At 56.1% G+C, this 21,376-nt stretch carries 22 protein-coding genes, 1 tRNA gene and 1 riboswitch; of the genes, 12 read left to right on the top strand and 11 right to left on the bottom strand.

What is annotated here, in order from left to right:
- Window positions 1-29 precede the first annotated feature (29 nt).
- The 3 genes from ACR0B7_RS09595 to ACR0B7_RS09585 form a co-directional block, all read right to left on the bottom strand.
- Complete coding sequence (locus tag ACR0B7_RS09595; protein WP_170576738.1) at window positions 30-704, bottom strand: HD domain-containing protein; 675 nt, start codon at window positions 702-704, stop codon at window positions 30-32.
- The gene (gene aroC / locus ACR0B7_RS09590; protein WP_170483366.1) at window positions 688-1,788 is read right to left on the bottom strand and encodes a chorismate synthase; all 1,101 of its coding nucleotides are present in this window, start codon (window positions 1,786-1,788) and stop codon (window positions 688-690) included. Before aroC ends, ACR0B7_RS09595 begins: the two co-directional genes overlap by 17 nt.
- Before the next feature lie 142 nt (window positions 1,789-1,930).
- On the bottom strand, window positions 1,931-2,371 hold the full coding sequence (locus tag ACR0B7_RS09585; RefSeq protein ID WP_170483368.1) for a 6,7-dimethyl-8-ribityllumazine synthase: 441 nt from the start codon (window positions 2,369-2,371) through the stop codon (window positions 1,931-1,933).
- A gap of 72 nt (window positions 2,372-2,443) precedes the next feature.
- Window positions 2,444-2,594, bottom strand: a riboswitch (FMN riboswitch).
- Window positions 2,595-2,649: 55 nt separating this feature from the next.
- Between ACR0B7_RS09585 and ACR0B7_RS09580 the strand changes: the two genes are divergently transcribed.
- Window positions 2,650-3,264 (top strand): FMN-binding negative transcriptional regulator, encoded by a 615-nt coding sequence (locus tag ACR0B7_RS09580; protein WP_170483370.1) that lies wholly within the window; start codon window positions 2,650-2,652, stop codon window positions 3,262-3,264.
- Window positions 3,265-3,276: 12 nt separating this feature from the next.
- On the opposite strand, the gene ACR0B7_RS09575 is transcribed toward ACR0B7_RS09580, so the two are convergent.
- Window positions 3,277-3,720 carry a cytochrome c family protein gene (locus ACR0B7_RS09575; RefSeq protein ID WP_170387954.1) on the bottom strand — a complete coding sequence of 148 codons (444 nt, stop codon included), beginning with the start codon at window positions 3,718-3,720 and terminating at the stop codon, window positions 3,277-3,279.
- 38 nt (window positions 3,721-3,758) lie between these two features.
- Window positions 3,759-4,043, bottom strand: coding sequence for a hypothetical protein (locus tag ACR0B7_RS09570; protein WP_170483372.1), 285 nt, complete (start codon window positions 4,041-4,043; stop codon window positions 3,759-3,761).
- A 147-nt stretch (window positions 4,044-4,190) separates the two neighbouring features.
- On the opposite strand from ACR0B7_RS09570, the gene petA reads away from it, so the two are divergent.
- Genes petA through ACR0B7_RS09555 form a run of 3 tightly spaced genes read left to right on the top strand, consistent with a single transcriptional unit; the run spans window position 4,191 to window position 6,921 of the window.
- Entirely contained in the window at window positions 4,191-4,775 is a 585-nt protein-coding gene (petA, locus tag ACR0B7_RS09565; protein ID WP_170387950.1) for a ubiquinol-cytochrome c reductase iron-sulfur subunit, read from the top strand.
- An 11-nt stretch (window positions 4,776-4,786) separates the two neighbouring features.
- Window positions 4,787-6,118, top strand: a complete 1,332-nt coding sequence (gene petB / locus ACR0B7_RS09560; RefSeq protein ID WP_170387948.1) for a cytochrome b — start codon at window positions 4,787-4,789, stop codon at window positions 6,116-6,118.
- Between the two features lie 17 nt (window positions 6,119-6,135).
- Complete coding sequence (locus ACR0B7_RS09555; protein WP_170387946.1) at window positions 6,136-6,921, top strand: cytochrome c1; 786 nt, start codon at window positions 6,136-6,138, stop codon at window positions 6,919-6,921.
- A gap of 141 nt (window positions 6,922-7,062) precedes the next feature.
- Here ACR0B7_RS09555 and mtaB read toward each other — a convergent pair whose 3' ends face one another.
- Window positions 7,063-8,319, bottom strand: a complete 1,257-nt coding sequence (gene mtaB / locus ACR0B7_RS09550; protein WP_170483374.1) for a tRNA (N(6)-L-threonylcarbamoyladenosine(37)-C(2))-methylthiotransferase MtaB — start codon at window positions 8,317-8,319, stop codon at window positions 7,063-7,065.
- The gene (dapF, locus tag ACR0B7_RS09545) at window positions 8,316-9,158 is read right to left on the bottom strand and encodes a diaminopimelate epimerase (RefSeq protein WP_170483376.1); all 843 of its coding nucleotides are present in this window, start codon (window positions 9,156-9,158) and stop codon (window positions 8,316-8,318) included. Before dapF ends, mtaB begins: the two co-directional genes overlap by 4 nt.
- 211 nt (window positions 9,159-9,369) lie before the next feature.
- On the opposite strand from dapF, the gene ACR0B7_RS09540 reads away from it, so the two are divergent.
- The 5 genes from ACR0B7_RS09540 (at window position 9,370) to ACR0B7_RS09520 (ending at window position 13,433) form a co-directional block, all read left to right on the top strand.
- A tRNA-Lys gene (locus ACR0B7_RS09540) sits at window positions 9,370-9,445 on the top strand.
- Window positions 9,446-9,666: 221 nt separating this feature from the next.
- Window positions 9,667-10,020, top strand: a complete 354-nt coding sequence (locus ACR0B7_RS09535) for an Hsp20/alpha crystallin family protein (RefSeq protein ID WP_170483378.1) — start codon at window positions 9,667-9,669, stop codon at window positions 10,018-10,020.
- 300 nt (window positions 10,021-10,320) lie between these two features.
- On the top strand, window positions 10,321-10,623 hold the full coding sequence (locus ACR0B7_RS09530) for a hypothetical protein (protein ID WP_170569860.1): 303 nt from the start codon (window positions 10,321-10,323) through the stop codon (window positions 10,621-10,623).
- Between the two features lie 833 nt (window positions 10,624-11,456).
- Window positions 11,457-12,554, top strand: coding sequence for a Gfo/Idh/MocA family protein (locus tag ACR0B7_RS09525; protein ID WP_170483381.1), 1,098 nt, complete (start codon window positions 11,457-11,459; stop codon window positions 12,552-12,554).
- 12 nt (window positions 12,555-12,566) lie between these two features.
- The gene (locus tag ACR0B7_RS09520; RefSeq protein WP_480681339.1) at window positions 12,567-13,433 is read left to right on the top strand and encodes a hypothetical protein; all 867 of its coding nucleotides are present in this window, start codon (window positions 12,567-12,569) and stop codon (window positions 13,431-13,433) included.
- A gap of 358 nt (window positions 13,434-13,791) precedes the next feature.
- On the opposite strand, the gene ACR0B7_RS09515 is transcribed toward ACR0B7_RS09520, so the two are convergent.
- Window positions 13,792-14,898: a glycosyltransferase gene (locus ACR0B7_RS09515; RefSeq protein WP_170483383.1), complete on the bottom strand. Its 1,107-nt coding sequence runs from the start codon at window positions 14,896-14,898 to the stop codon at window positions 13,792-13,794.
- 378 nt (window positions 14,899-15,276) lie between these two features.
- Between ACR0B7_RS09515 and rfbC the strand changes: the two genes are divergently transcribed.
- From rfbC to ACR0B7_RS09500, 3 genes are read left to right on the top strand one after another with little or no spacing between them, the layout of a single operon-like run.
- Complete coding sequence (rfbC, locus tag ACR0B7_RS09510) at window positions 15,277-15,807, top strand: dTDP-4-dehydrorhamnose 3,5-epimerase (protein WP_170576740.1); 531 nt, start codon at window positions 15,277-15,279, stop codon at window positions 15,805-15,807.
- A 36-nt stretch (window positions 15,808-15,843) separates the two neighbouring features.
- The gene (locus tag ACR0B7_RS09505; protein ID WP_170483387.1) at window positions 15,844-16,779 is read left to right on the top strand and encodes an NAD-dependent epimerase/dehydratase family protein; all 936 of its coding nucleotides are present in this window, start codon (window positions 15,844-15,846) and stop codon (window positions 16,777-16,779) included.
- 1 nt (window position 16,780) lies between these two features.
- Entirely contained in the window at window positions 16,781-18,103 is a 1,323-nt protein-coding gene (locus ACR0B7_RS09500) for an NAD(P)-binding protein (protein WP_170569857.1), read from the top strand.
- A 15-nt stretch (window positions 18,104-18,118) separates the two neighbouring features.
- Here ACR0B7_RS09500 and ACR0B7_RS09495 read toward each other — a convergent pair whose 3' ends face one another.
- From ACR0B7_RS09495 to ACR0B7_RS09485, 3 genes are all read right to left on the bottom strand, one after another.
- Window positions 18,119-19,129 (bottom strand): NAD-dependent epimerase/dehydratase family protein, encoded by a 1,011-nt coding sequence (locus ACR0B7_RS09495; protein WP_480681450.1) that lies wholly within the window; start codon window positions 19,127-19,129, stop codon window positions 18,119-18,121.
- Window positions 19,056-19,970 (bottom strand): glucose-1-phosphate cytidylyltransferase, encoded by a 915-nt coding sequence (gene rfbF / locus ACR0B7_RS09490; protein ID WP_480681336.1) that lies wholly within the window; start codon window positions 19,968-19,970, stop codon window positions 19,056-19,058. Before rfbF ends, ACR0B7_RS09495 begins: the two co-directional genes overlap by 74 nt.
- A gap of 195 nt (window positions 19,971-20,165) precedes the next feature.
- Window positions 20,166-21,374, bottom strand: a complete 1,209-nt coding sequence (locus ACR0B7_RS09485) for an O-antigen ligase family protein (RefSeq protein WP_170569854.1) — start codon at window positions 21,372-21,374, stop codon at window positions 20,166-20,168.
- Window positions 21,375-21,376: the final 2 nt, after the last annotated feature.

Below are 21,376 nucleotides of genomic sequence, written 5' to 3'. Positions count from 1 at the left end.
CGCGACCCTGCGCTTTTGAGGCGCAAATATCAACGCGAAGGGCTGAGTTTTAACCAGTCTTCGGGCAGCGAACTACCGATTTCCTCGGCGAAGTCTTCCAGAAACCGGATCATTCGGTGCGTTCTTTCCTTGGCAAGAGCCTTGCCGCCGTCTGTCAGCATGTCCTGAGACAAAGCCAGAAGTTTCACTTTCCAATGGTCAATCGAGAATTCCAGATCGTCTAATAGCCGGTTCTCCGCAAACGGGTCAGCGGGATCATAGAGAACCCGGCCAAGCGCACCGGACACCGAGAATGTGCGCGCTATGCCGATCGCGCCCAACGCGTCCAACCTGTCAGCATCGCGCAGACTCTTTGCTTCGAGTGTTTCTGGGGGGATTCCGGCCGAGAAACTATGTGCGGCGATGGCGTGTTGCGTCGCTTGGATCTCGCGCGGGGAATAGCCCAAATTCTCTAGAATAGACTCTGAATCCTTGGCTGAAAGGCGAGAGGCCAAGTGACGGTCCGGGTCGTTCTTGGGCAAATTGACAAGGTCATGCAGGTAACTTGCGGCCAAAAGCACCCGCAGGTCGGTCGTGTCGCTTGCGATTGCCCTGGCATTCACCCAGACGCGATCCAGATGCGCCAGATCGTGCGCTGGGTCTGTCTCCATCCGTTGCGCAACAATGCTGCGCAATCGGCTGCGTAGATCAGCCGATCCTTCCACGGTTTTCTCCGATCTGACCGCGATGCAGCAGAAGATGGTCAAGGATCACGCAGGCCATCATTGCCTCACCCACCGGCACCGCGCGGATGCCGACGCAGGGGTCGTGGCGGCCCTTGGTGATGATCTCGGTCTCTTCACCCGATTTGGTGATCGTTTTGCGCGTGGTCAGGATCGACGAGGTCGGTTTGACGGCAAACCGCACCACGATGTCCTGCCCGGTCGAGATGCCGCCCAGGATACCGCCCGCGTGGTTGGAGCTGTATTGCGGGCCGTTCTGACCCATGAATATCTCATCTGCGTTGGCCTCGCCGGTCAGTTCGGCGGCGGCCATGCCCTCGCCAATCTCAACGCCTTTTACGGCGTTGATCGACATCATCGCGGCGGCCAGATCAGTGTCTAACTTGGCATAAACCGGAGCACCAATCCCGGCGGGGACGCCGCGGGCCACGACCTCGACCACGGCACCGACCGAGTTGCCGGACTTGCGCAGGTCGTCCAGATAAGCGGCCCAATCGTCAGCGGCCTGGGCATCGGGTGTCCAGAAAGGGTTTTGTTCGATCTGCGACCAGTCAAACTTGGCGCGGTCGATCTTGTGAGGGCCGATCTGGGTCATATAGCCGGTGACCTGCACATTGGGGGCAATCTGTTTGATCGCTTCGCGCGCCAGCCCACCCGCAGCAACGCGCGACGCGGTTTCACGTGCGGAACTGCGCCCGCCGCCGCGATAATCGCGGATGCCATATTTCTGCCAATAGGTGATATCGGCGTGACCCGGACGGAACTTGTCCATGATATCGCCGTAGTCCTTGGAGCGTTGATCGGTGTTCTCGATCATAAGCTGCACGGGGGTCCCTGTGGTCTGGCCCTCGAATACGCCTGACAGGATTTTCACCTGATCGGGCTCGCGCCGCTGGGTGGTGAATTTGTTCTGACCCGGTTTGCGCTTGTCCAGCCAGTGCTGGATCATAGCCTCGTCGATGGTGACACCGGGAGGGCAACCATCCACCGTGGCGCCCAAGGCTGGGCCGTGGCTTTCACCCCAAGTGGTGACGCGAAAGAGGTGTCCAAAGCTGTTCATCGACATGGGGCGTGCTCCTTTGAGGGTTGTGATTAGCGGGGAGAGCCTTGGGCCTCAAGCGGATTTGCGTCCGAGGCGTGGGGAGGGGGCGCTGCCCCCATCGCGGCAAGCCGCGATTCCCCCGAAGTATTTTTGAACAGAAGAAGGGTCAGGCCGGCTCCAGGAGTGCCGCGCGGGTTTCGGTGATTTTGAGCGCGGCTTGCGCGGCTTCGCGGCCCTTTTCCACGAAATGCGCGCGGTAGATGGCGTTGTGGTGGTCGGTTTCCTGATATTGGTGGGGTGTGAGCGAGACGGACAGGACCGGAACGCCCGTATCCATTCCGGCGCGCATCAGGCCGTCAACCACGGCTTGCGCCACGAAATCGTGCCGGTAGATGCCGCCATCCACCACGAAAGCGGCACAGGCAACCGCGGCATATTTGCCGGTTTGGGCCAGATCGCGGGCCAGCAATGGCATCTCGAACGCGCCGGGCACGTCGAAAACGTCAATCTGATCGGCGGGGATAAGCTGCTGAAATCCTTCCAACGCCTGATCGACAATATCGGAATGCCAGTTGGCTTTGACAAAAGCATAGCGGGTGTGTGTCATTATGATCTCCTTTCGCAACAGACACGTCACCCAAGGCGATCACGGGCAGGCGCGCGGCAAGGCCGGCGCACTGCACGTTCTCTTTCATCCGGACTGTAACCGTCGGCTCTGGTCTCTCACCAGATCTGCTTGTCATCCCGGATGGTCCGGGACCGCTCGCGGGCTTACGGGTCATGGCCCGCATACCGCCGGTGGGGAATTTCGCCCCGCCCTGAGAACGAGGCAGACCTTGCCAAGGACCAAGCGAATCTGCAAGGCGTTCCGTTAGGAGACATGCCATGCACCCAAATCCCGCTTTTCGCGCCGAGGACCGCGCCCGCCACATTGCCTTTGCGCGAGACCGCGCCTTTGGGGTTTTGGCGATTTCAGCGGAAACCGCCCCTTTGCTGAGTCACGTTCCTTTTCTGCTGAGCGAGGACGGATCGGTGGCCGAACTGCACCTGGTGCGGTCGAATCCGATTGTCCGAGTGCTGAATACACCGTGCGCTGCCCGGATCGCTGTGTCAGGGCCGGATGGCTATGTGTCGCCGGACTGGTATGGGATCGACGATCAGGTGCCGACTTGGAACTATGTGGCCGTTCATCTGTCGGGCCAGTTGGAGTTGAGACCGCAGGCCGAACTGGGCGACCTGCTTGACCGGCAATCCGCGTTTTACGAAGGCCGCTTGCTGCCCAAACCGCCTTGGAGTGCTGCGAAGATGACGCCCGACGCTCTGGAACGGATGAAGCGCATGATCGTGCCCTGCCGGATGCGGGTTGATGATATTCAGGGCACCTGGAAGCTGAACCAGAACAAGCCGGATAGCGCGCGCGCCGCCGCCGCCGAACATGTGGAAGCTGACAGCTTAGGCATCGAGGTTCGGGAATTGGCTGCCCTCATGCGGGAAACTTGAAGGCAGCCCAATTCAATGGGTGAAGGTGGCCAGATATGCCGCTATATCCTCGGCGCCTTTTTTCAGTTTGACGCTCATGTTCGGTCGTGCGGAGTCGTCGTTCAGATAGTCCTGAATGAATTCAATGGGGTTCTCGGAATAGGCGGTGATGTTTTCCTGCGTCCAGACCAGCCCTTCCTGACCTGCCCGGATCATGTCGTCGGTGAACATCCCGATTGGCAAACGCTCGCTTCCGTTCAGGTAGTCGGGTTCGGACCCAGCGATCCGGCCAACGACGCCGTAAAGATTCGGCCCGGTAATACCGCCTTTGACCAGAACTTCACCGTCTTTGATGATCGCATGACAGGATGAGCAGCGGTTATATAGTTTTTCGCCTTTTTCCGGGTCACCGCTGGCGGTGGCTTGGGAAGAAACGGTCAGTGCGAAGATCACGAGGGGGGCCAAGTGCTTTGACATGGGAAACGTCCTGCTAAGCGAGTATCTTTTGCGGCCTTTCACCCATTCCCGTTTAAAGTGCAATCGAAATTTTCAGTTTTCAGGGCGTGAGAAATATCTATTTTAAATTCAATATTTAAAGGCACCAAAAGCTCGTAAAGGTAGAGCGATTGATAGCCACTTCTGGGGCGAAAACCGGTAGCACCAGATTGTCCGATGCACCGGGCTCTGGCGGCGCGGTCGGTTGCGTGGTGTTGCAGGGTACGAATCACGCTGTGGGGAACATCGGAATTTGTCTGCAAAACCAGCCTATATCTTGAAAAATTGTCGTTACGTTGTGACATGAATGCCCAGATGCGGCGTAGTGCGCGCCTATGACCGCTGGACGAACCGATTTCTCCCGGATAGATAGCCGCGATGAGACGCCGCTTTGATGCGGTGCTGATGCATGTTTGCCCGCAACCGCGGGCGCCGGAATCGGAGAAAACCTCGTGTCCCACGCAGAAGACCACGAAGGCACCCGCAGAGATTTCCTCTACTACGTCGCTGGCGGCGCAGGTGTCGTTGCGACGGGTGCAGCCGTATGGCCCCTGATCAACCAAATGAACCCCTCGGCAGACGTTCAGGCGCTGTCCTCGATCCGCGTGGATGTAAGCGGAGTTGAGCCGGGTACGCAGCTAACGGTGAAGTGGCTGGGTAAACCCGTATTCATCCGTCACCGTACCGGTGCCGAGATTCAGGAAGCCAAGGAACAGGACGCAGAAGGCGTTGGCGCCCTGCCTGATCCGCTGGCGCGCAACTTTAATATTGCAGCAGATGCACCCGCGACCGACGAAAACCGCGTGATGCCGTCGCCCGAAGGTGAGGCACCCGGCGCGTGGCTGGTTCAGATGGGCGTGTGTACGCACCTGGGTTGTGTGCCTCTGGGCGATGCCGGTGACTTTGGCGGCTGGTTCTGCCCCTGCCACGGCTCGCACTATGACCTTGCCGGTCGTATCCGCAAGGGTCCCGCGCCTGAAAACCTGCCTGTTCCGCCTGCGGAATGGACAGACAACAGCACCATCAAACTCGGCTAAGGGAGACCCAGATGTCCGGAATTCCCCACGATCATTACGAGCCGAAGACAAACGGCGAGAAGTGGCTGAACAGCCGCCTGCCCATCGTCGGCCTGATTTACGACACCATCATGATCCCCACCCCCAAGAACCTGAACTGGTGGTGGATCTGGGGCATCGTCCTGGCGTTCTGCCTGGCGCTGCAAATCGTCACCGGTATCGTTCTGGTGATGCACTATACCCCGCATGTTGATCTGGCCTTTGCCAGCATTGAACACATCATGCGCAACGTGAATGGCGGCTATATGCTGCGTTATCTGCACATGAACGGCGCGTCGCTGTTCTTTGTTGCGGTTTACATCCACATTTTCCGTGGCCTGTTCTACGGCTCGTACAAAGCCCCGCGTGAGATCACGTGGATCATCGGGATGCTGATCTACCTGATGATGATGGGCACCGCCTTCATGGGCTATGTTCTGCCTTGGGGTCAGATGTCCTTCTGGGGCGCGACCGTGATCACCGGTCTGTTTGGTGCGATCCCGTTTGTGGGTGATGCGATCCAGACATGGCTGCTGGGCGGACCCGCCGTGGATAACGCCACGCTGAACCGCTTCTTCTCGCTGCACTACCTGCTGCCGTTCGTGATTGCGGCGCTGGTGATCGTGCATATCTGGGCTTTCCACACCACTGGCAACAACAACCCCACGGGTGTTGAAGTGCGCCGCGGGTCAAAAGCCGAGGCCGAGAAAGATACGCTTCCGTTCTGGCCGTACTTCGTGATCAAGGACCTGTTCGCGCTGGCTGTCATTCTGGTCGTGTTCTGGGCGGTTGTAGGCTTTATGCCGAACTATCTGGGCCACCCCGATAACTATATCGAGGCCAACCCGCTGGTCACGCCTGCTCACATCGTGCCTGAATGGTACTTCCTGCCGTTCTACGCGATCCTGCGTGCCTTCACCGGCGAGGTCTGGGTTGTGCAGTTCGCCAGCTTCATCACTGGTGGCATCATCGACGCCAAGTTCTTTGGTGTTCTGGCGATGTTCGGTGCGATCCTGGCGATGGCGCTGGCCCCGTGGCTGGACACTTCGACCGTGCGTTCGGGCAAATACCGTCCGATGTTCAAATGGTGGTTCTACCTGCTGATCATCGACTTCTTTGCCCTGATGTGGCTGGGTGCGATGCCCGCCGAGGAGCCCTATGCGACCTTCTCGCTGATCGCGTCCGCCTACTGGTTCGCCTATTTCTTCGTGATCCTGCCGATCCTGGGTGTCATCGAAAAACCCGATGCCCAGCCGGAGACGATCGAAGAAGACTTCAACGCGCATTATGGCAAGGCTGACGCCGACGCCACGCCGGCCGAGTAAGAAGAGGGACCGGAAACATGTTCAAGAAACTTGCAATCGGTGCCGCGTTTGCCATCGCCCTTACCCCTGCTGCGTCTTTCGCGGCAGGCGGCGGCGAGCAGCATATCGAGGATTTCCACTTTTCGTTTGAAGGTCCGTTCGGCACCTGGGACAAGAACCAGTTGCAGCGCGGTCTTCAGATCTACACCGAGGTCTGCGCGGCTTGCCACGGTCTGAAATATGTACCTCTGCGTGATCTCGAAGCGCTGGGATACTCGGAAGACGAAGTGATCGCGTATTCTGCGTCCAACTTTGAAGTGTTCGATCCCGAGCTGGATGATTTTCGCCCGGCGATCCCGACCGACCACTTCCCGGAGAACAACGGCGTCGGCGCGCCTGACCTGAGCCTGATGGCAAAGGCGCGCGCCGGGTTCCACGGCCCTTATGGTCTGGGCATCAACCAGCTGTTCAAAGGTATGGGCGGTGCGGAATACATCGCCTCGTTGCTGGATGGTTATACCGGTGAGGAAAAGGAAGAAGCTGGTACAGTCCTTTATGAGAACAAAGCCTTCCCGGGTGGATGGATCTCGATGGCACCGCCGCTTGCCGAGGATCAGGTGGAGTTTGCCGATGGTCACCCGGCCACGGTTGAAGCCATGTCGGAAGATATTGCTGCGTTCCTGATGTGGACGGCTGAGCCGAAAATGATGGAGCGCAAATATTCCGGCTTTGTCGGCGTGTTGTTCCTGTCAGTTCTGTCGGTGCTTCTGTATCTGGTCAACAAGCGCTTGTGGGCCGGTGTGAAAGGTAAGAAGACCGTCTAAGGTTTTCGACAGCTAAAAAATTTGAACCCCCGCGCCATCCGGTAGCGGGGGTTTTTGTTGAGGGCGCGGTGAAGGGGCCAGCCCCTTCTTGGCCTGCGGCCAATTCATCCCCGGGATATTTTTGGCCAGATGAAGCGCGGATCAGGCTTTGAGTTGGCTGTCGGTGTGATCCGTGATCGTGGCGGTGACGATCTGGCCTTCGATTTGGGGGGTGGCGAAAGTGACTTCGGTGAATTGTTCAGTCCGGCCCATGGTGGGGTTTTCCATCAGGATGTGATGGGTTTTACCCAGTTGGGCAGCCAGATGATTGGCGACCTGAGCTTCTCCGGCGGCGCGCAGGCGGGCGGCGCGGGCTTTGATGATGTTGCCGTTGATTTGTTGCGGAATGCGGGCTGCCGGGGTGCCTTCGCGTTTGGAATAGGGGAAGACGTGCAGCCAGGTTAAGTCGCAATCCGTGACCAGTTTCAGCGAGTTTTCAAAATGGGCGTCAGATTCGGTGGGGAAGCCTGCGATGATGTCTGCCCCAAAGGTCATGTCGGGGCGCAGCTTGCGGGCCTCTTCGGTGAAACGGATGGCGTCGTCGCGCAGGTGGCGGCGTTTCATGCGTTTCAGGATCAGGTCGTCGCCATGTTGCAACGACAGGTGCAGGTGCGGCATCAGGCGTGGCTCGGTCGCGATGGCCTGCATCAGGTTCTCGTCCACCTCGATCGAGTCGATGGAGCTGATCCGCAGGCGCGGTAGGTCTGGCACCAGTTTCAGGATACGCATCACCAGATCGCCCAGTTTGGGCTGTGCTGGCAGGTCGGCGCCCCATGAGGTGAGGTCTACGCCGGTCAGCACCACCTCATTGTAGCCCCGGTCCACTAGCCGCTTGATCTGGTCCACCACCACGCCCGCAGGGACGCTGCGCGAGTTGCCGCGGCCGTAGGGAATGATGCAGAACGTGCAGCGGTGATCGCAGCCGTTCTGAACCTGCACATAGGCGCGAGAGCGGGTGCCGAAGCCGTCAATCAGGTGGCCAGCGGTCTCGGTCACGGACATGATGTCATCAACCTGCACCGCCTCGGTCTGGCCGATGAAGTCGGCGGCCATGCCTTTCCAGGTGTCGGGCTGCATTTTTTCGGTGTTGCCGATGACCGCGTCGACCTCATCCATCCGGGCGAAGGTTTCGGGTTCGGTCTGGGCGGCGCAGCCGGTCACGATCAAGCGCGCATCGGGGTTTTCCCGGCGCAGCTTTCGGATTTCCTGTCGGGCTTTACGAACGGCCTCTGCGGTTACGGCGCAGGTATTCACCACGACGGCATTGCTTAGCCCTGCCTGCTGCGACAGTTCCTTCATCGCCTCGGTCTCATAGGCGTTCAGGCGACAGCCCAAGGTGGTGAATTTGGGCGCGCTCATCCAAGCGTCCTTAGGAACTCGGGCGTCAGGGTGCCCGAGAACACGTGGCAGGTCGGACCGGTCATCCAGACACCGTCCTCGCGCCAGTCGATCCAGATCGTACCGCCATCGAGTTCAATCTGAACTTTGCGCCCTGTCAGGCCGCGCCGTGCGGCGGCCACCGCCGTGGCGCAGGATGACGAACCTGAGGCCAGAGTGATGCCTACGCCCCGCTCCCAAACTCGCATACGGATGCGATCTGTACCGATCACCTGTGCCACTTGCACGTTGGTGCGTTCGGGGTAGAGCGGGTGATATTCGTAGCGCGCGCCGAATTCGGTCAGAGGAATGGCTTCGGCGTCCTCGACAAAGAATGTGCAGTGCGGATTGCCCATGCCCGTGGCCGTTGGCCCGCCTTCGATTGGCAGTTCCAGCGTGTCGACATCCTCGGCCAATGGTATGTCGCGCCAATCGGTTTGAGGATGTCCCATATTGACCGACGTCAGGCCATCACCTGCATCTTGCGCATAGAGCGTCCCACGCTCGGTTGTCAGGGTCAGGGCGGATTTTCCGGTTTCCTGCATCAGAAACCGCGCAATGCAGCGCGTAGCATTGCCGCAAGCCGCCGAGGTCGACCCATCCGCATTGTAGAACACCAGATGCGCGTCCGATTCGCCGTTTTCGATGACGGCCAATTGGTCAAACCCAACACCGAACTGACGGTGGCCGATTCCTTTTGCCAGTGAGGGGGAAATTTCGGCGGAATGCGCGCGTGCGTCCACAACGACAAAGTCATTGCCCAGCCCGTGCATTTTCATGAAGGGCAACCCGGTGTGCAGATTCTGTTGCATGGCGGGCATATAACGCTGCGCAAGACGGGAATCCACCCTGCGGTGCAGATTCCTCAAAAAAGGGGTTGACCCCCCCGCGCCACCTGCCTAATTAGGCCGCCTATCGGGACGCCGAAACGCAAGAAATTGCTGGCGAAACGAGGTGCAAAAAAGGTCTTGAACCCGGTTGGGGAAATGCCTTAGAGAGCGCCACGGATCGAAAAGATCCAAACAAAAGAGTGGGCCGTTAGCTCAGTTGGTAGAGCAACTGACTTTTAATCAGTGGGTCGCAGGTTCGAATCCTGCACGGCTCACCACTTTTTTACATGAAAGAACATGTTTAACTAAGATCGAGTAGACCGTACTACGCGATTTGCGGGCGGCCGGAATCAATACGGAAGCGCTGCAGCATAAACTGATGTGTGCCTAGTGGATCGCTATAACGCTGAAGGTTCTGATCGAGATACATTCTGAGGATAGCCGCTGGCCCTCGCTACTCGATCCCCGGTAAGACTCGCTGCACAACTTTGGGTACAGAATGGCAGATTGGTTGAAATCGGCCAGTGCTGCGTCGACTGATGACAAAGCCTATCACATTACCGTCGAGTTGCCGGGCGTATTTGAGGAGGACGTCGGATTTTCGGTCAACAATGGATACCTGATCGTGCACTACGACATAGAAACCGAAAGCGGGAAAAAAGGGCGGTACCTGGTACTTGAACGGGAAGGAGCGGGGCTTTCAAAGGGACCTTGCGATTGTCCGAAGATGCCGACGGCGCGAAAAAAGCGCACCTATGAAAGATGGTGTACATCACCGACTAGAAGAGCTGTTCAAAGAGAGTGTATTCTGTCATTCATGTCGAAACAAAGGGGCGAATTTAAACGGGCCTAAATGATAGTATCTCATTCGTTTCGTTTCTGTTTCATCAAAACAAGGAAAACCGCAGGTACTTCAATCGAAGTTGCTCTGGCACCGCTTTTAGCGCGGAATGACTGGTTGTCTCCGTTAAAAGAGCATGACAAGCGGGCGAACCGCTTGGCGCGTTCTTTTGCACGGCAGTTACGAACGCGCATAGAAGATGTCCGTCCGCGAAATCCACACTTACCTGTTTCGACTATCGACACATACTTCTCTGATGACACGCAAGGGTATTTCAGATTTTGCGTTGAACGAAACCCGTGGGACAAAGCCGTGTCCGCTTTTTTTTGGCTCACGAAACGGCGCGGTACATTTCCCGGTAAAACCGTTGAGGAACAGTTCTTCAATTTTGTGTCTGGCCCGCGTTTGGGACACTTCAGTGACTTTGGCCTTTACTCGGCAAATGGGCAAATCGCAGTCGACATCGTGCTGGAATATTCTCAACTGCGCGAGCAACTCTTTGAACTTGCCGCAGCCGATAGGATTCCGTTTTTCGATATTGGAAATACCCGTATGAAGTCGGAACAGCGACCCGGAAGAACCAGCGACCTGACCAAGTTTTACGGCAAAGATTAGCAATGAGGCAAGTGATATCATCAGACGTGTGTTCCATCGTGAAATCGAACATTTTGGCTATGAGCCGACAAATCTTCTGCCCTAGTCTGCATATTGGCAAAGAATGACCTATACGAACGCTGAAGCAGCTTCACTTTGTTGCCAAAAATACCGTCTAGCAGCGTAACCGCGTTGCAAACCAAGCCCGTGGCGATGATTGATTTGGCAGCCATGAGCGCCGCCTCGAAATCTCGATGAGAAGATTTTGGACTTTTTGAGCATTTGATAACCCCAGGAATTGTATGAATTCGCCGACGGAGCTAAGACGTTTCACAACTAACGGGGGCACGAGTGACGAAACCGATTTCTGCAGGCTCGGCACATTTCGCGACGTTTAACAAATTACCGCGCGAGAAACTGGTGGTAGATTTTCAGTCGGCATCTGTGGGTGATTCTGCTCTCTTGTGTTTCTTAAATAGATACATAGTGAGAAAAAATCTTTGTATTGTTTCTAAATTTAGGTCGTCGTTTCCGCGGCAACTGGATTGGCAGAGGACAAAGTGGCGAAGGCCGCTCTGGGGTTGTGCGTTGGCTGACTTCGAGGGGCGAAGTACCGTACAGGTTAGCAGAGCCTGAAAATTCACGACTTTGATTGGCAGCCGGTCCTGCATGGTCTGCGAACGGCAGACTTGTGTAGTAGAAATAGGCACCCCGAGAGGCGTGGGACCGAAAACAACTCTGCATGACACTTTGAAACTCGTTTAGTAGTGTAAAATACTGTAATTCTCTGCGTTTGTGCTACCCTCGCGGTAACATACTGTGTTTTTCTTAACGAGTTTGGGGTGCGCCGGAAGATGACGGACAAAATCAACATTGCCGTGGTCGGCCTCGGGAAGATGGGATTGTCGCATTTCGCGATGGTCAATATGCATCCGTTGGCCAATACGGTGGCTTGTGATGGTGCTCGGTTCATTCGTGATGTGCTGACCAAGAACACCGACGTGACCATTCACAGTGACTACGCCGAGATGCTCGCCACTCAGGACTTGGATGCGGTCGTGATCGCGACGCCGTCCCGTCTGCATGCCCCTATGGTGACGTCTGCCCTGGACAAAGGCTTGCATGTCTTTTGCGAAAAGCCGTTTTGCCTGGACTGGCAGGACGGAGAGCGCCTTGCGCGGATCGCCAAAGAAAAAGGCGTCGTTAACCAAGTCGGCTATCACTACCGATATGTTGGCGCTTTCCAAGAGGTGAAAAAGATCCTGGACTCAGGAGCGCTGGGCACTATCGCGCACGTTCAGGCCGAGGCATATGGCCCCGTGGTTCTGCGCCCCAAGCGCACGACCTGGCGTACGGACAAGGCCGAGGGTGGTGGATGCTTGTACGACTACGCGGCCCATCCCTTGAACCTGTTGAACTGGTATTTCGGCGCTCCGTCGCAGGTATCGGGATCAGTGCTGACCCAGATTTTTTCCGAAGGCACGGATGATCAGGTGATGTCGACTTTGCGCTGGGACAATGGTCCGACGGCGCAGCTTTCGGTCAACTGGTCTGACGAAAGTCATCGCAAAATGTCTACCAAGATCACGATGATCGGAACCAAAGGGCGCCTGTTTGCAGACCGGCAGGAGTGCCAGGTTTATCTGCGCAGTGCTGATCCCGCTCTGCCGGGCTATACCGAAGGCTGGAATGTCAAATACACAACGGAACTGACAGAAGACGCGTGGTTCTATCTGCGTGGCGAGGAGTATTCGGCCCAGCTTGATGATTTCATCACTGCGGTGGCCCAAGGCAAGTCAGCTCCGGTTGAGAATGATTTTGCGTCTGCCACCGAGACGGACAAGACCATGTCGATGATTCTTGCCAATGCCGATACCGGTACGCCCACGGGTGAAGCCCCAACAGTCACACAGCCCGCACCCGCGAAACGGCGCGGATGGTTTCGTCGTTAAGGAGTGCAAGACGTGGACAAGTTGCTTTTCGGCGATAATCAGTTCTTCGGTATCAACCACATGTCCGAAGAAAAGGCTCGGGCGCAGGCCATGCGCTTTCAGCGGACAGACGCAATCATGGACGTTCTGGATGTAGCCTATGACGAAGGGATCCGTACGTTCATGTGCACGACGCATGATCGTATTGCAAACGTGGCCGATCGTGTGCGCGCGAATCCCGAGCGCTATGGCGACTTTCAGTTTTACCCGTGCATGCCCTACGCGCATAAATACGCGAATGCCGTGACCGAGCATGGAATGTTGGGGGCCGTCAGAAGCTTTATCCCCAATGACGGGCTGTTGACGACTGCGCTTGCAGGGACAAAGGCATTGGCCTCGAAAGAAGTGGACGGCATCGCGAAGGTGATGATCGACATGGAAATGAAGATGTTCGCGGGCACGAAAACCCCGGTCATCTTTATTCAGAATGTTTTTGCCGATTTGTTGATGGGCATGGGATTCCACCGGGCGTTCCGCATCTTCCACGATCACATACAAGAGAAATACGGCGCGGAACCCGCCTATATCACGATGAATATGCCTATGCTTCTGGACGTTCTTGAGGGGCAGGGTATCGAGCGCCCGATAATCTGTTCCAATATCAACAAGATCGGTTTTCGGATGTCCGGAGGGTTTGATGCCTATCTGGATGCGCTGAAATCCGGCCGTTTGCGTGCCGTTGCCATGTCGGTTTACGCGTCAGGAGCGATCCCGGCCGATGAAGCAATCCACTGGATTTCAGAACTTCCAGGCGTTGAATCAATCGTGTTCGGGGCCTCCAGCGCAGGCAATATCCGAGGGACAAAGGCATTGGTAGACAAGTATATGACCGGTGAATAGGCGAACACCTTTCACCCGTGCTGCGTGTTCAAGCCCCTTGGTGACGCTAACTGTTTTCTGAATGGCAACAGTAATTCACGAATGGATTCATTCTGCGAATCGACCGTTTGGATGGTACCACGTTTTCAAAGTAGGACTCTGAAAAATAAGCGTTTCCAAATTGGCAACAATCCGTTTCCGCAAGAATCGTGGACACAGTTTTGCCACAATGTCATCATCTTCATGTGGGCGGCATGTTATGGTTTTGAGCGCGTACCAGTTTATTCTTAGCTGGTCAGAGGGGGTTGTAGAGTGCAACTTGCCGCCCCGCGATTTTCCACCTTATCGCAGATAATACTCTAGGGCGGTGGCCTGTGTGTCAGGTCGCGGAAGCGACTGTTGCCAAATCAGGTTGTGCGCCTGCACCGGCCAGCAAACCAGCTTCGATTTCGGCAAGACGCTGACGCCGATTGACCATCGCCTGAGTCTCGGGGAGTTGCAGATGGCTCAGAATTTGAGCCCACCGGTGCAACCAGTCGTGTTTGCGCAAAGCGCCAGCCAAGTTAACCTTGCGCATTCGATCCAGTTCGGCGCTGTCGTCAAGAAGGGCTACGATCTTCTCAATGGCGGCGTCCGGGTCCTCTGGCAATCGAACCACCGATTCCGGCCAGTCGAAATATTGAACATAGTCGTCCGTTTTGGGCGCGTACCCAACCTGGGCGGCACCGCCTGCGATGCCCTCGACGTGGCGCGGCCCCCACGCGATATTTCCTTTGACCTGATCCGCGTGCCCAATCTTGGCGATATCCACCATGAACAGCTTGGCGTGTTGAACCAAGTTCGCCAGCAAATCCCGATGCACGGCATGTTGAGCCGTGATCGGAGGCTTGGTCGCGGAGTCATACAGGTAGAAACCAGCGCGTTCCTTGATCCTTTGCAGCAATCTGTCATGCAATTCAGGGCGTCTGCGCCCCATATAGTAGACGTCCACTGGTCTGTCGGCGGTCAAAGATTCGGGAACAAATCGAACCATGTCCGCCGCGCCCGGCAAGTGAATGACCGGCTTGCCCGTCCTGCGCTGAAGCTCATCGCAGGTTTCGGCAAACGCGCAGCATATCAGGTCAAACTGCGCCAGTGACGTGATGAGCGGTGCGTGGAGGTCCAGCTCTTTCGTCCAAACTTCCTCGAGAACGCATACGGCAAGACGGCACCGTTCCCGCCAATTTGGCACGGCATCAAGCGCCAAAAGCTCCTCTGGTTTCTGGGCATCGCAGAAAAACACATCGTAGTCGCGATCCAGATTGGTTTTTTGTACGCCGGACGGCCAGTACCTGAAAAGATCGGTGCGTTTGGACAGCCATCTCTTGGGGTTAATCGGAAAGCGGCGCTCCCTGACGTGTTTTGGGGCCAGTACCTCGGCATTCTCGATTTCGGCTATGACGTCTTCAAACTCGAACCCGGAACAACGTGAAACGTTGTCGTTCAAGCTCCGCTGGGAAAAAATCAAGACCTCTCTGGGCGTTTCTGCGGGCTGGGATGGGCTGGTCAAACGCGTATTCCTTTTAAAGAATTCCAGATCGAATCTATTTCACAATCAGATGATCGCCTATTCAAAGAATTTTTCCTCAAAACCTTCCCCTTGATCGAATGATCAAAGCCAGTGACCGGGATTTGAGCGTTGCCGGAACGATATCGGCTGCCCCGTTCAAAAACTATGGAAATAATATGCGTTGTCTGATTAGATTTTTGCGTCCGGTTCGCTGTACGGGCTTTCTTCAAGGGTCAGTTTTACTTGGGATCCTTGCCTGGTTTCAGGATGCGGGCCGATGGATATTTGGTGGCCGTTGGAACAGGCGGGTGGTTTATGATTTTTACTGAAACGCCTTTGCAGGGCGCGTTCGTAATTGACCTTCAGGAAATCTCGGACGATCGCGGCTTTTTTGCCCGCGCCTTTTGCGCTGAAGAATTCGAGCGGCATGGCCTCAAACCGACGATTGCGCAGGTAAACCTTTCATTCAATGAGAAAAAGGGAACGATCCGTGGGTTGCATTACCAGCAAGCGCCTGCGGCTGAGGCCAAGTTCATGCGCTGTATCTCGGGTGCGATTTACGACGTGATTGTGGACCTGAGACCGGGCAGCCCGACCTATCGCCAGCATTTCGGAATTGAGCTGTCCGCGCAGAACCGTCGCGCTCTGTATGTGCCAGAGATGTTTGCGCATGGCTATCTTGCACTGACGGACGGTGCGCAGGCGTTCTATTCGGCCAGTGAATTCTACACACCCGGAGTGGAGGGGGGGATTCGATACGATGATCCCGCGCTTGGGATACAATGGCCCATTTCTGCCGTGATTGTTTCCGAAAAGGATGCATCCTGGCCTTTGCTTGAAACGTAACAGCCCACAGATTCTGTGACCGGAGCTTGAACCCAGATGAATTTGAAGGCCCAAAATTCAAAAGTGCTGGTCACTGGTGCCTCTGGCTTTATCGGTCGGGCCTGTGTGCGAAACCTTGCTGACGCAGGGTACAGGGTTATCGCGACCTATCGAACCGATCCGCCCCCGCCAATGGATGGCGATGTGGAATGGGTAAAGATCGACATGGCGGATACCGCTGCAGTCGGGGACTTGTTGCAGCGCCAGCAGCCCAGCCATTTGCTGGCTTTGGCGTGGTATATGGGGCCGGGCAACCAGCAGTCGCTGGAAAACTTCCGCTGGATACAGCATTCGATTGATTTGCTGTTCTCGTTCGCCGAGGCCGGGGGACAGCGCGTCGTGTTTTGCGGCTCGTGCATGGAGTATGACTGGAGCGCGCCCGTCAAACTGCGCGAAGGTGTGACACCGCTGGTTCCGGCAACGGAATACGGAGCGGCCAAGGCTGGCCTTTCGGTTGCGTTTGACCGGATGTGTGCTGCGCTGGGGCTATCTGGAGCATGGGCGCGGCCGTTCTTCCTGTACGGGCCGGGCGAAAGCCCAAAGCGGCTTGCGGCGGATGTGATTGTTTCGCTGCTGGAAGGGCGCGAAGCCCTGTGCACGCATGGCCGTCAGAAACGGGACTTCCTGCATGTTGACGATGTTGCCCGCGCACTGGTTGATCTGCTGGGCAGCGATCTGGAAGGCCCGCTGAATATCGGCAGCGGCACCGCGATCCCGCTGGCCGACCTGATAACCGAGATCGCCCGACAGATCGGTGCCGAAGATTTGGTTCGCTTGGGCGCACGCGAAGCCCGGGCGGGTGATCCGCCTTTGGTCGAGGCCGACAACACGCGCCTGAGTCGTGAACTGGGCTGGTCCCCGAAGTATAATTTGGAAAACGGAGTTGCGGATACCATCGCATGGTGGCGCCGCGAAATTGTGAAAGAAACCTGATATGAGTAACGAGAACATAGTTATCCTTGGCTCCGGCATGGCCGGACTCGGCGCGGCGCATCATCTGCATGCTCAGGGCGTTTCGAGCAGAATGTATGACAAGAACCCGTTCCCCGGTGGTCATACCGCGACCTTCGCCCATGACAGCGGTTTCATCTTTGACGACGGTCCGCATATCTCGTTCTCGAAAGACCCCCGCATTCAAGAGCTGTTCTCAAGCAATGTGGATGGCAAGTTTGAGAAACTGCAGGCTTACGTGAACAATTATTACCACGGCGCATGGGTCAAACATCCGGCTCAGGCGAACCTGCACAACCTGCCGGATGAGCTGAAAACCCAGTGTATTTTGGACTTTATCGAAGCCTCAAAGCAGGACGTGGTGGAAAAACCCGCCAATTATCTGGAATGGCTGATTTCCGTCTTTGGTGAGACGTTCGCCACCCATTTCCCGGCAGTTTATGGCAAGAAATACCATACCGTCGACGCCGATCAGATGAGCACGGTTTGGATGGGGCCGCGTTTGTACCGCCCGTCGATGGAAGAGGTGATCCGCGGCGCGGTTTTCGCGGAAACGCCGGATGTGCACTATATCACCGACTTCCGCTACCCGACCGAAGGTGGATTCATTTCCTATCTCAAGCCGTTCATGAAAAAGACCGACCTGCATCTGGATCACAAGGTTGTTGCCATTGATCCCGTTGCAAAAACTGTCCGTTTTGAAAACGGCGTGACCGAACAATATGGCAAGTTGATTTCATCCATCCCGCTGCCTGATCTGATCCCCATGGTCAAAGGTGCGCCCCAGCATGTTCTGGATGCGGCGGCAAAACTGGCCTGTACCACCTGTGTAACTGTGAATATCGGGCTGGCGCGCGATGATTTCACGCCTGCAACCTGGACATATATTTATGACGAGGACATCGTCTTTACCCGGTTGAGCTTCCCGCACAAGATGTCGACCCAGACCTGCCCGCCGGGATGTGGCTCTATTCAGGCGGAATGCTACTATTCACATAAATACAGACCGCTGGACGTCACGCCCGAAGAACTGATCCAGCCGGTGATCGATGACCTCGTCAAGATCGGCCTGATCGCCAAGGACGAAAAGATTCTGCACACGGATGCCCGTCTGATTACCCACGCCAACATCATCTTCGATCTTGATCGCGAAGAGGTGCTGCCCATCGTTCACAAGTGGCTGGACGAGGTTGGCATTACCTATGTCGGACGGTTCGGAGAATGGGGCTATCAGTGGACGGACGAGGCGTTCAAATCCGGTGAGCGCGGCGCCCGTAACGTCATTCAAGAACTTCAGGCCGTCTAACGCAGCGCGCGCCGATCACGAAGCGATCGGCACGGTTCTGCGAAAGTCCTGATCCAGTTGGTTTTCCCGCAATAGGGCCTCCAACTGGGCCAGTCGTTTGTATTTGCGACCTTCAAAATCCTCGACCTGCAGGTCGCAGGCTTTGACCGCATCATATAATTGCTGCGCCCCCCGGACCGCGTCCCATTTGGGTTGAAAGCCCGGGATAGATTTTTCGATCTTGGCCGAGCTGACCCGGTATGATCGATTGTCAGGTCCGGCATCGGCCGCATAGTCGATTTTCGCACCCGGAACCGTGTCGGCCACGATTTCGGCCAGATCGCGGATCTGATAGTTGTTCTCGGTTCGGCAGACGTTGAACGCCTCGCCCGAAATCTCGGCCGGGTCGGCCTGGAGCGTGGCGAGGAAGGCGCGGGCCATGTCTTCGACGTGGATGATCGGACGCCACGGCGTGCCATCCGACATCATCAGGATGCGACCCGAAGTATAGGCATGTGCAATCAGGTTGTTCAGTACGATGTCGAACCGCATTCGGGGACTTGCACCATAGGCGGTGGCAAAGCGCAGGAAAGTGGGCGTGAAGCTGTCATCTGCCAGCGGTTTCAGATCCCGCTCGGCCAGAACTTTGGACACGCCGTAATCCGTCTGTGGGTTAAGCTGGCCGTCTTCGTCGACAAAATCCTCTCCGGCCCGACCATAGTTCGAGCAGGATGACGCGAAAACAAACCGCCGCACACCAGCGGCCTTGGCCTGTTTCGCCACATGGATTGTGCCTTCGTGGTTGATTTGCTGCGTCAGGCCGGGGCGAAGCTGTCCCAACGGATCATTCGACAGCGCCGCCAGATGCACCACCGCGTCAAAGCCTTTGAGGTCGTCAACCGTCAGGTCGCGAATGTCCTTACCCAGGTTCGGGATCGTGGGAACAGCACCGCCGGGCGCGAAATCAGCCCGGTCAAAGAGATTTATATCGCACCCAGTCACCTGGATTCCCGCCTCGGCCAATACCGGGGCGGTGACCGTCCCCACGTAGCCGAGATGACCCGTTAACAGGACCTTTTGAATGCTCCCATGTTGCCCACGGTCGGTTGCCATTTTTCCACATCTCCTCAAGCCGGCGCTTGTCCGCCAGATGGTCCATACAATACCAGAAACCAGGATGGCGGTAGGCCATCAACTCACCCAACTCCATCAGCTTGGGCAGGGGTCCTTCTTCCCACATGATCTCATCGCCATTCACGCTGGCGACGGCGTCGAAAACCTCGGGCTCAAGCACAAAGAACCCGCCATTGATCCAGTCGGCTGCAGTTTCGGGTTTTTCGACGAATCCTTCCACCAATCCGTCCTCGCGCACCTGCAGATGCCCGAACGTGGTCAGCGGGCGCACCATCGTGATCGTGGCCAGCTTTCCATGCGATTTGTGAAAGGCAACAAGCGCGTCCAGATCGACGTTTGAAACACCGTCCCCGTATGTCAGCATAAACGTGTCGTCGCCCAGATACGGTTGCAGACGGGCCAGCCGCCCGCCGGTCATGGTTTCCGTCCCGGTGTCGATCAGATCGACTGTCCAGGGCGGCATCTGCGCGTCCAGAACACTGTTGTGATAGTCGGGTTCGCCAAACAGCTCGCGCTTGGCGAAGTCGATCCTGAGATTCCCGTCGTATTGGCAGAGATCGGAAACATAGCGTTTGATCAGGTCGCCCATGTAGCCAAGGGCCAGCACGAATTCATTATGCCCATAGGTCGAGTAATGCTGCATGATGTGCCACAGGATCGGCCGGTTGGCGATCTCGACCAGTGGCTTGGGGCGAACGCGGGTTTCCTCGATCAGACGAGACCCCTTACCACCTGCAAAAATGGCTGTTTTCAATGGTGCCTCCCCAACGGATACAAGAACTGGCAAAAGATTCAAAAGTACGAATGGATAAAGTCCACAACACAGAACGGGTTGCTGTCAATCATTGAAGGCCCGAGCGACAATGGAAATTGTTCTGGGTTGGGAAACAGTGAGTAAAATAACGACTCTTTGATTTTCGTTCTCGTGGTATGACAAGCAGTTTAATGTTCATGCGGCTTCTCTCACCCGCAAGCGACTGCTGGCACGTAAGGCTTTGGCGATGAGATTCGCCTTGGTCATATACATAACCGGTATAATCCACTGGCCGTTCAATCGGCTTAGGACAGAGCTTTCTGTGATGTTCAAAAAGATGAAGCTCAGGCCCAGAACAAACAGAAGAACCAGATCGTCCCGGTCTTTCAAGTGGCGCATGCAGTAAAAAATGGACCCAAAAAACCGGATCAATGCAATGAACAGCAAAGCCACTCCGATAAACCCGATATGGAACCAGGTCTGAAGCATCCCGTTATGAGAGTAGTGAGGCGAAAACCCCAGTTTGGCCTGGCTTTCGTATACTCGCATATATGGCGCCTCGCTGTGCCAGTATGCTGCATACCCGTATCCGAGCCAAAATCGATCCATGAGATAGGGCCACGCAATTTCCCACAGAGGAATTCTGTTGGACAAGGTCGGCTGTCGTCCGATCAACGCAAAAAGCGGATCGGCTATGTCCGAGGCGAGGATCAAAGCGGAAAAGCCAATCACAAAAGCCGAAAAAAGAAGGAACGCCGATGCCCAAAGGTATTCCAAACGCGGTGCGATCTTGCTGATGAAAAATCCGGAAAGAAGGAAAGCGCCGATAATATGTGAGGTCCTGGAATCGGATGCGATCAATAGAACGACGGCGACAACAATTGTCAGTTGGAAGAAAGTGCGTAGTTTTCCTTTTGTTTTTTGGGCTGCGAACCAGCATGTCAGAATGGCCAGCAAAGAGTTCGCGCCCAACTCGTTCTTGTGCAGAAAGATACCGGTCCAGAATCCTTCCCAAGTATCCAGGCCCCTGGCCTGCGGCAGCGCAATAACGGCGGCGAGCGACAAAAACATGGAGATCGCGAAATAGGTTGCAAGAAACAAAAGCAAGCCACGCAGGGACATCATGCTGCCCAGAGCGAGACCAAAGAGTGTCGTTACGACAAGGGGAACGGCACGCTCCATCGTCAGCAATGGGTAGTTGCTCCAGAACGTCGACAGGACAACCAGAATGATCATGATCGCGATTTCCGGCGAGGCAAAAGCGCCTCTGAGGAGGTGCCGGTAATACAGCATCGTAGTGGCCAGTATTGGAACGGTGGTCAGGATCTCAATCTTGTTGGCGATGGTGTTGCCGTACAGGATAACGCCAAGGATATCTGTCCCGACAATGATCAGAAATACCATGC

Source organism: Ruegeria sp. BB6, from assembly GCF_056539385.1.
The sequence above is the reverse complement of the archived record's forward strand: the minus strand, read 5'-3'. Positions and strand labels throughout refer to the sequence as shown.

Coding starts and splice junctions, on each gene's coding strand:
- mtaB (WP_170483374.1), bottom strand. CDS start 8,319: ATGAGCGCGCCCAAATTCACCACCTTGGGCTGTCGCCTGAACGCCTAT.
- ACR0B7_RS09580 (WP_170483370.1), top strand. CDS start 2,650: ATGCACCCAAATCCCGCTTTTCGCGCCGAGGACCGCGCCCGCCACATT.
- ACR0B7_RS09575 (WP_170387954.1), bottom strand. CDS start 3,720: ATGTCAAAGCACTTGGCCCCCCTCGTGATCTTCGCACTGACCGTTTCT.
- aroC (WP_170483366.1), bottom strand. CDS start 1,788: ATGTCGATGAACAGCTTTGGACACCTCTTTCGCGTCACCACTTGGGGT.
- ACR0B7_RS09485 (WP_170569854.1), bottom strand. CDS start 21,374: ATGGTATTTCTGATCATTGTCGGGACAGATATCCTTGGCGTTATCCTG.
- ACR0B7_RS09500 (WP_170569857.1), top strand. CDS start 16,781: ATGAGTAACGAGAACATAGTTATCCTTGGCTCCGGCATGGCCGGACTC.
- ACR0B7_RS09525 (WP_170483381.1), top strand. CDS start 11,457: ATGACGGACAAAATCAACATTGCCGTGGTCGGCCTCGGGAAGATGGGA.
- ACR0B7_RS09505 (WP_170483387.1), top strand. CDS start 15,844: ATGAATTTGAAGGCCCAAAATTCAAAAGTGCTGGTCACTGGTGCCTCT.
- ACR0B7_RS09555 (WP_170387946.1), top strand. CDS start 6,136: ATGTTCAAGAAACTTGCAATCGGTGCCGCGTTTGCCATCGCCCTTACC.
- ACR0B7_RS09535 (WP_170483378.1), top strand. CDS start 9,667: ATGGCAGATTGGTTGAAATCGGCCAGTGCTGCGTCGACTGATGACAAA.
- rfbC (WP_170576740.1), top strand. CDS start 15,277: ATGATTTTTACTGAAACGCCTTTGCAGGGCGCGTTCGTAATTGACCTT.
- ACR0B7_RS09585 (WP_170483368.1), bottom strand. CDS start 2,371: ATGACACACACCCGCTATGCTTTTGTCAAAGCCAACTGGCATTCCGAT.
- petB (WP_170387948.1), top strand. CDS start 4,787: ATGTCCGGAATTCCCCACGATCATTACGAGCCGAAGACAAACGGCGAG.
- dapF (WP_170483376.1), bottom strand. CDS start 9,158: ATGCCCGCCATGCAACAGAATCTGCACACCGGGTTGCCCTTCATGAAA.
- ACR0B7_RS09570 (WP_170483372.1), bottom strand. CDS start 4,043: ATGTCACAACGTAACGACAATTTTTCAAGATATAGGCTGGTTTTGCAG.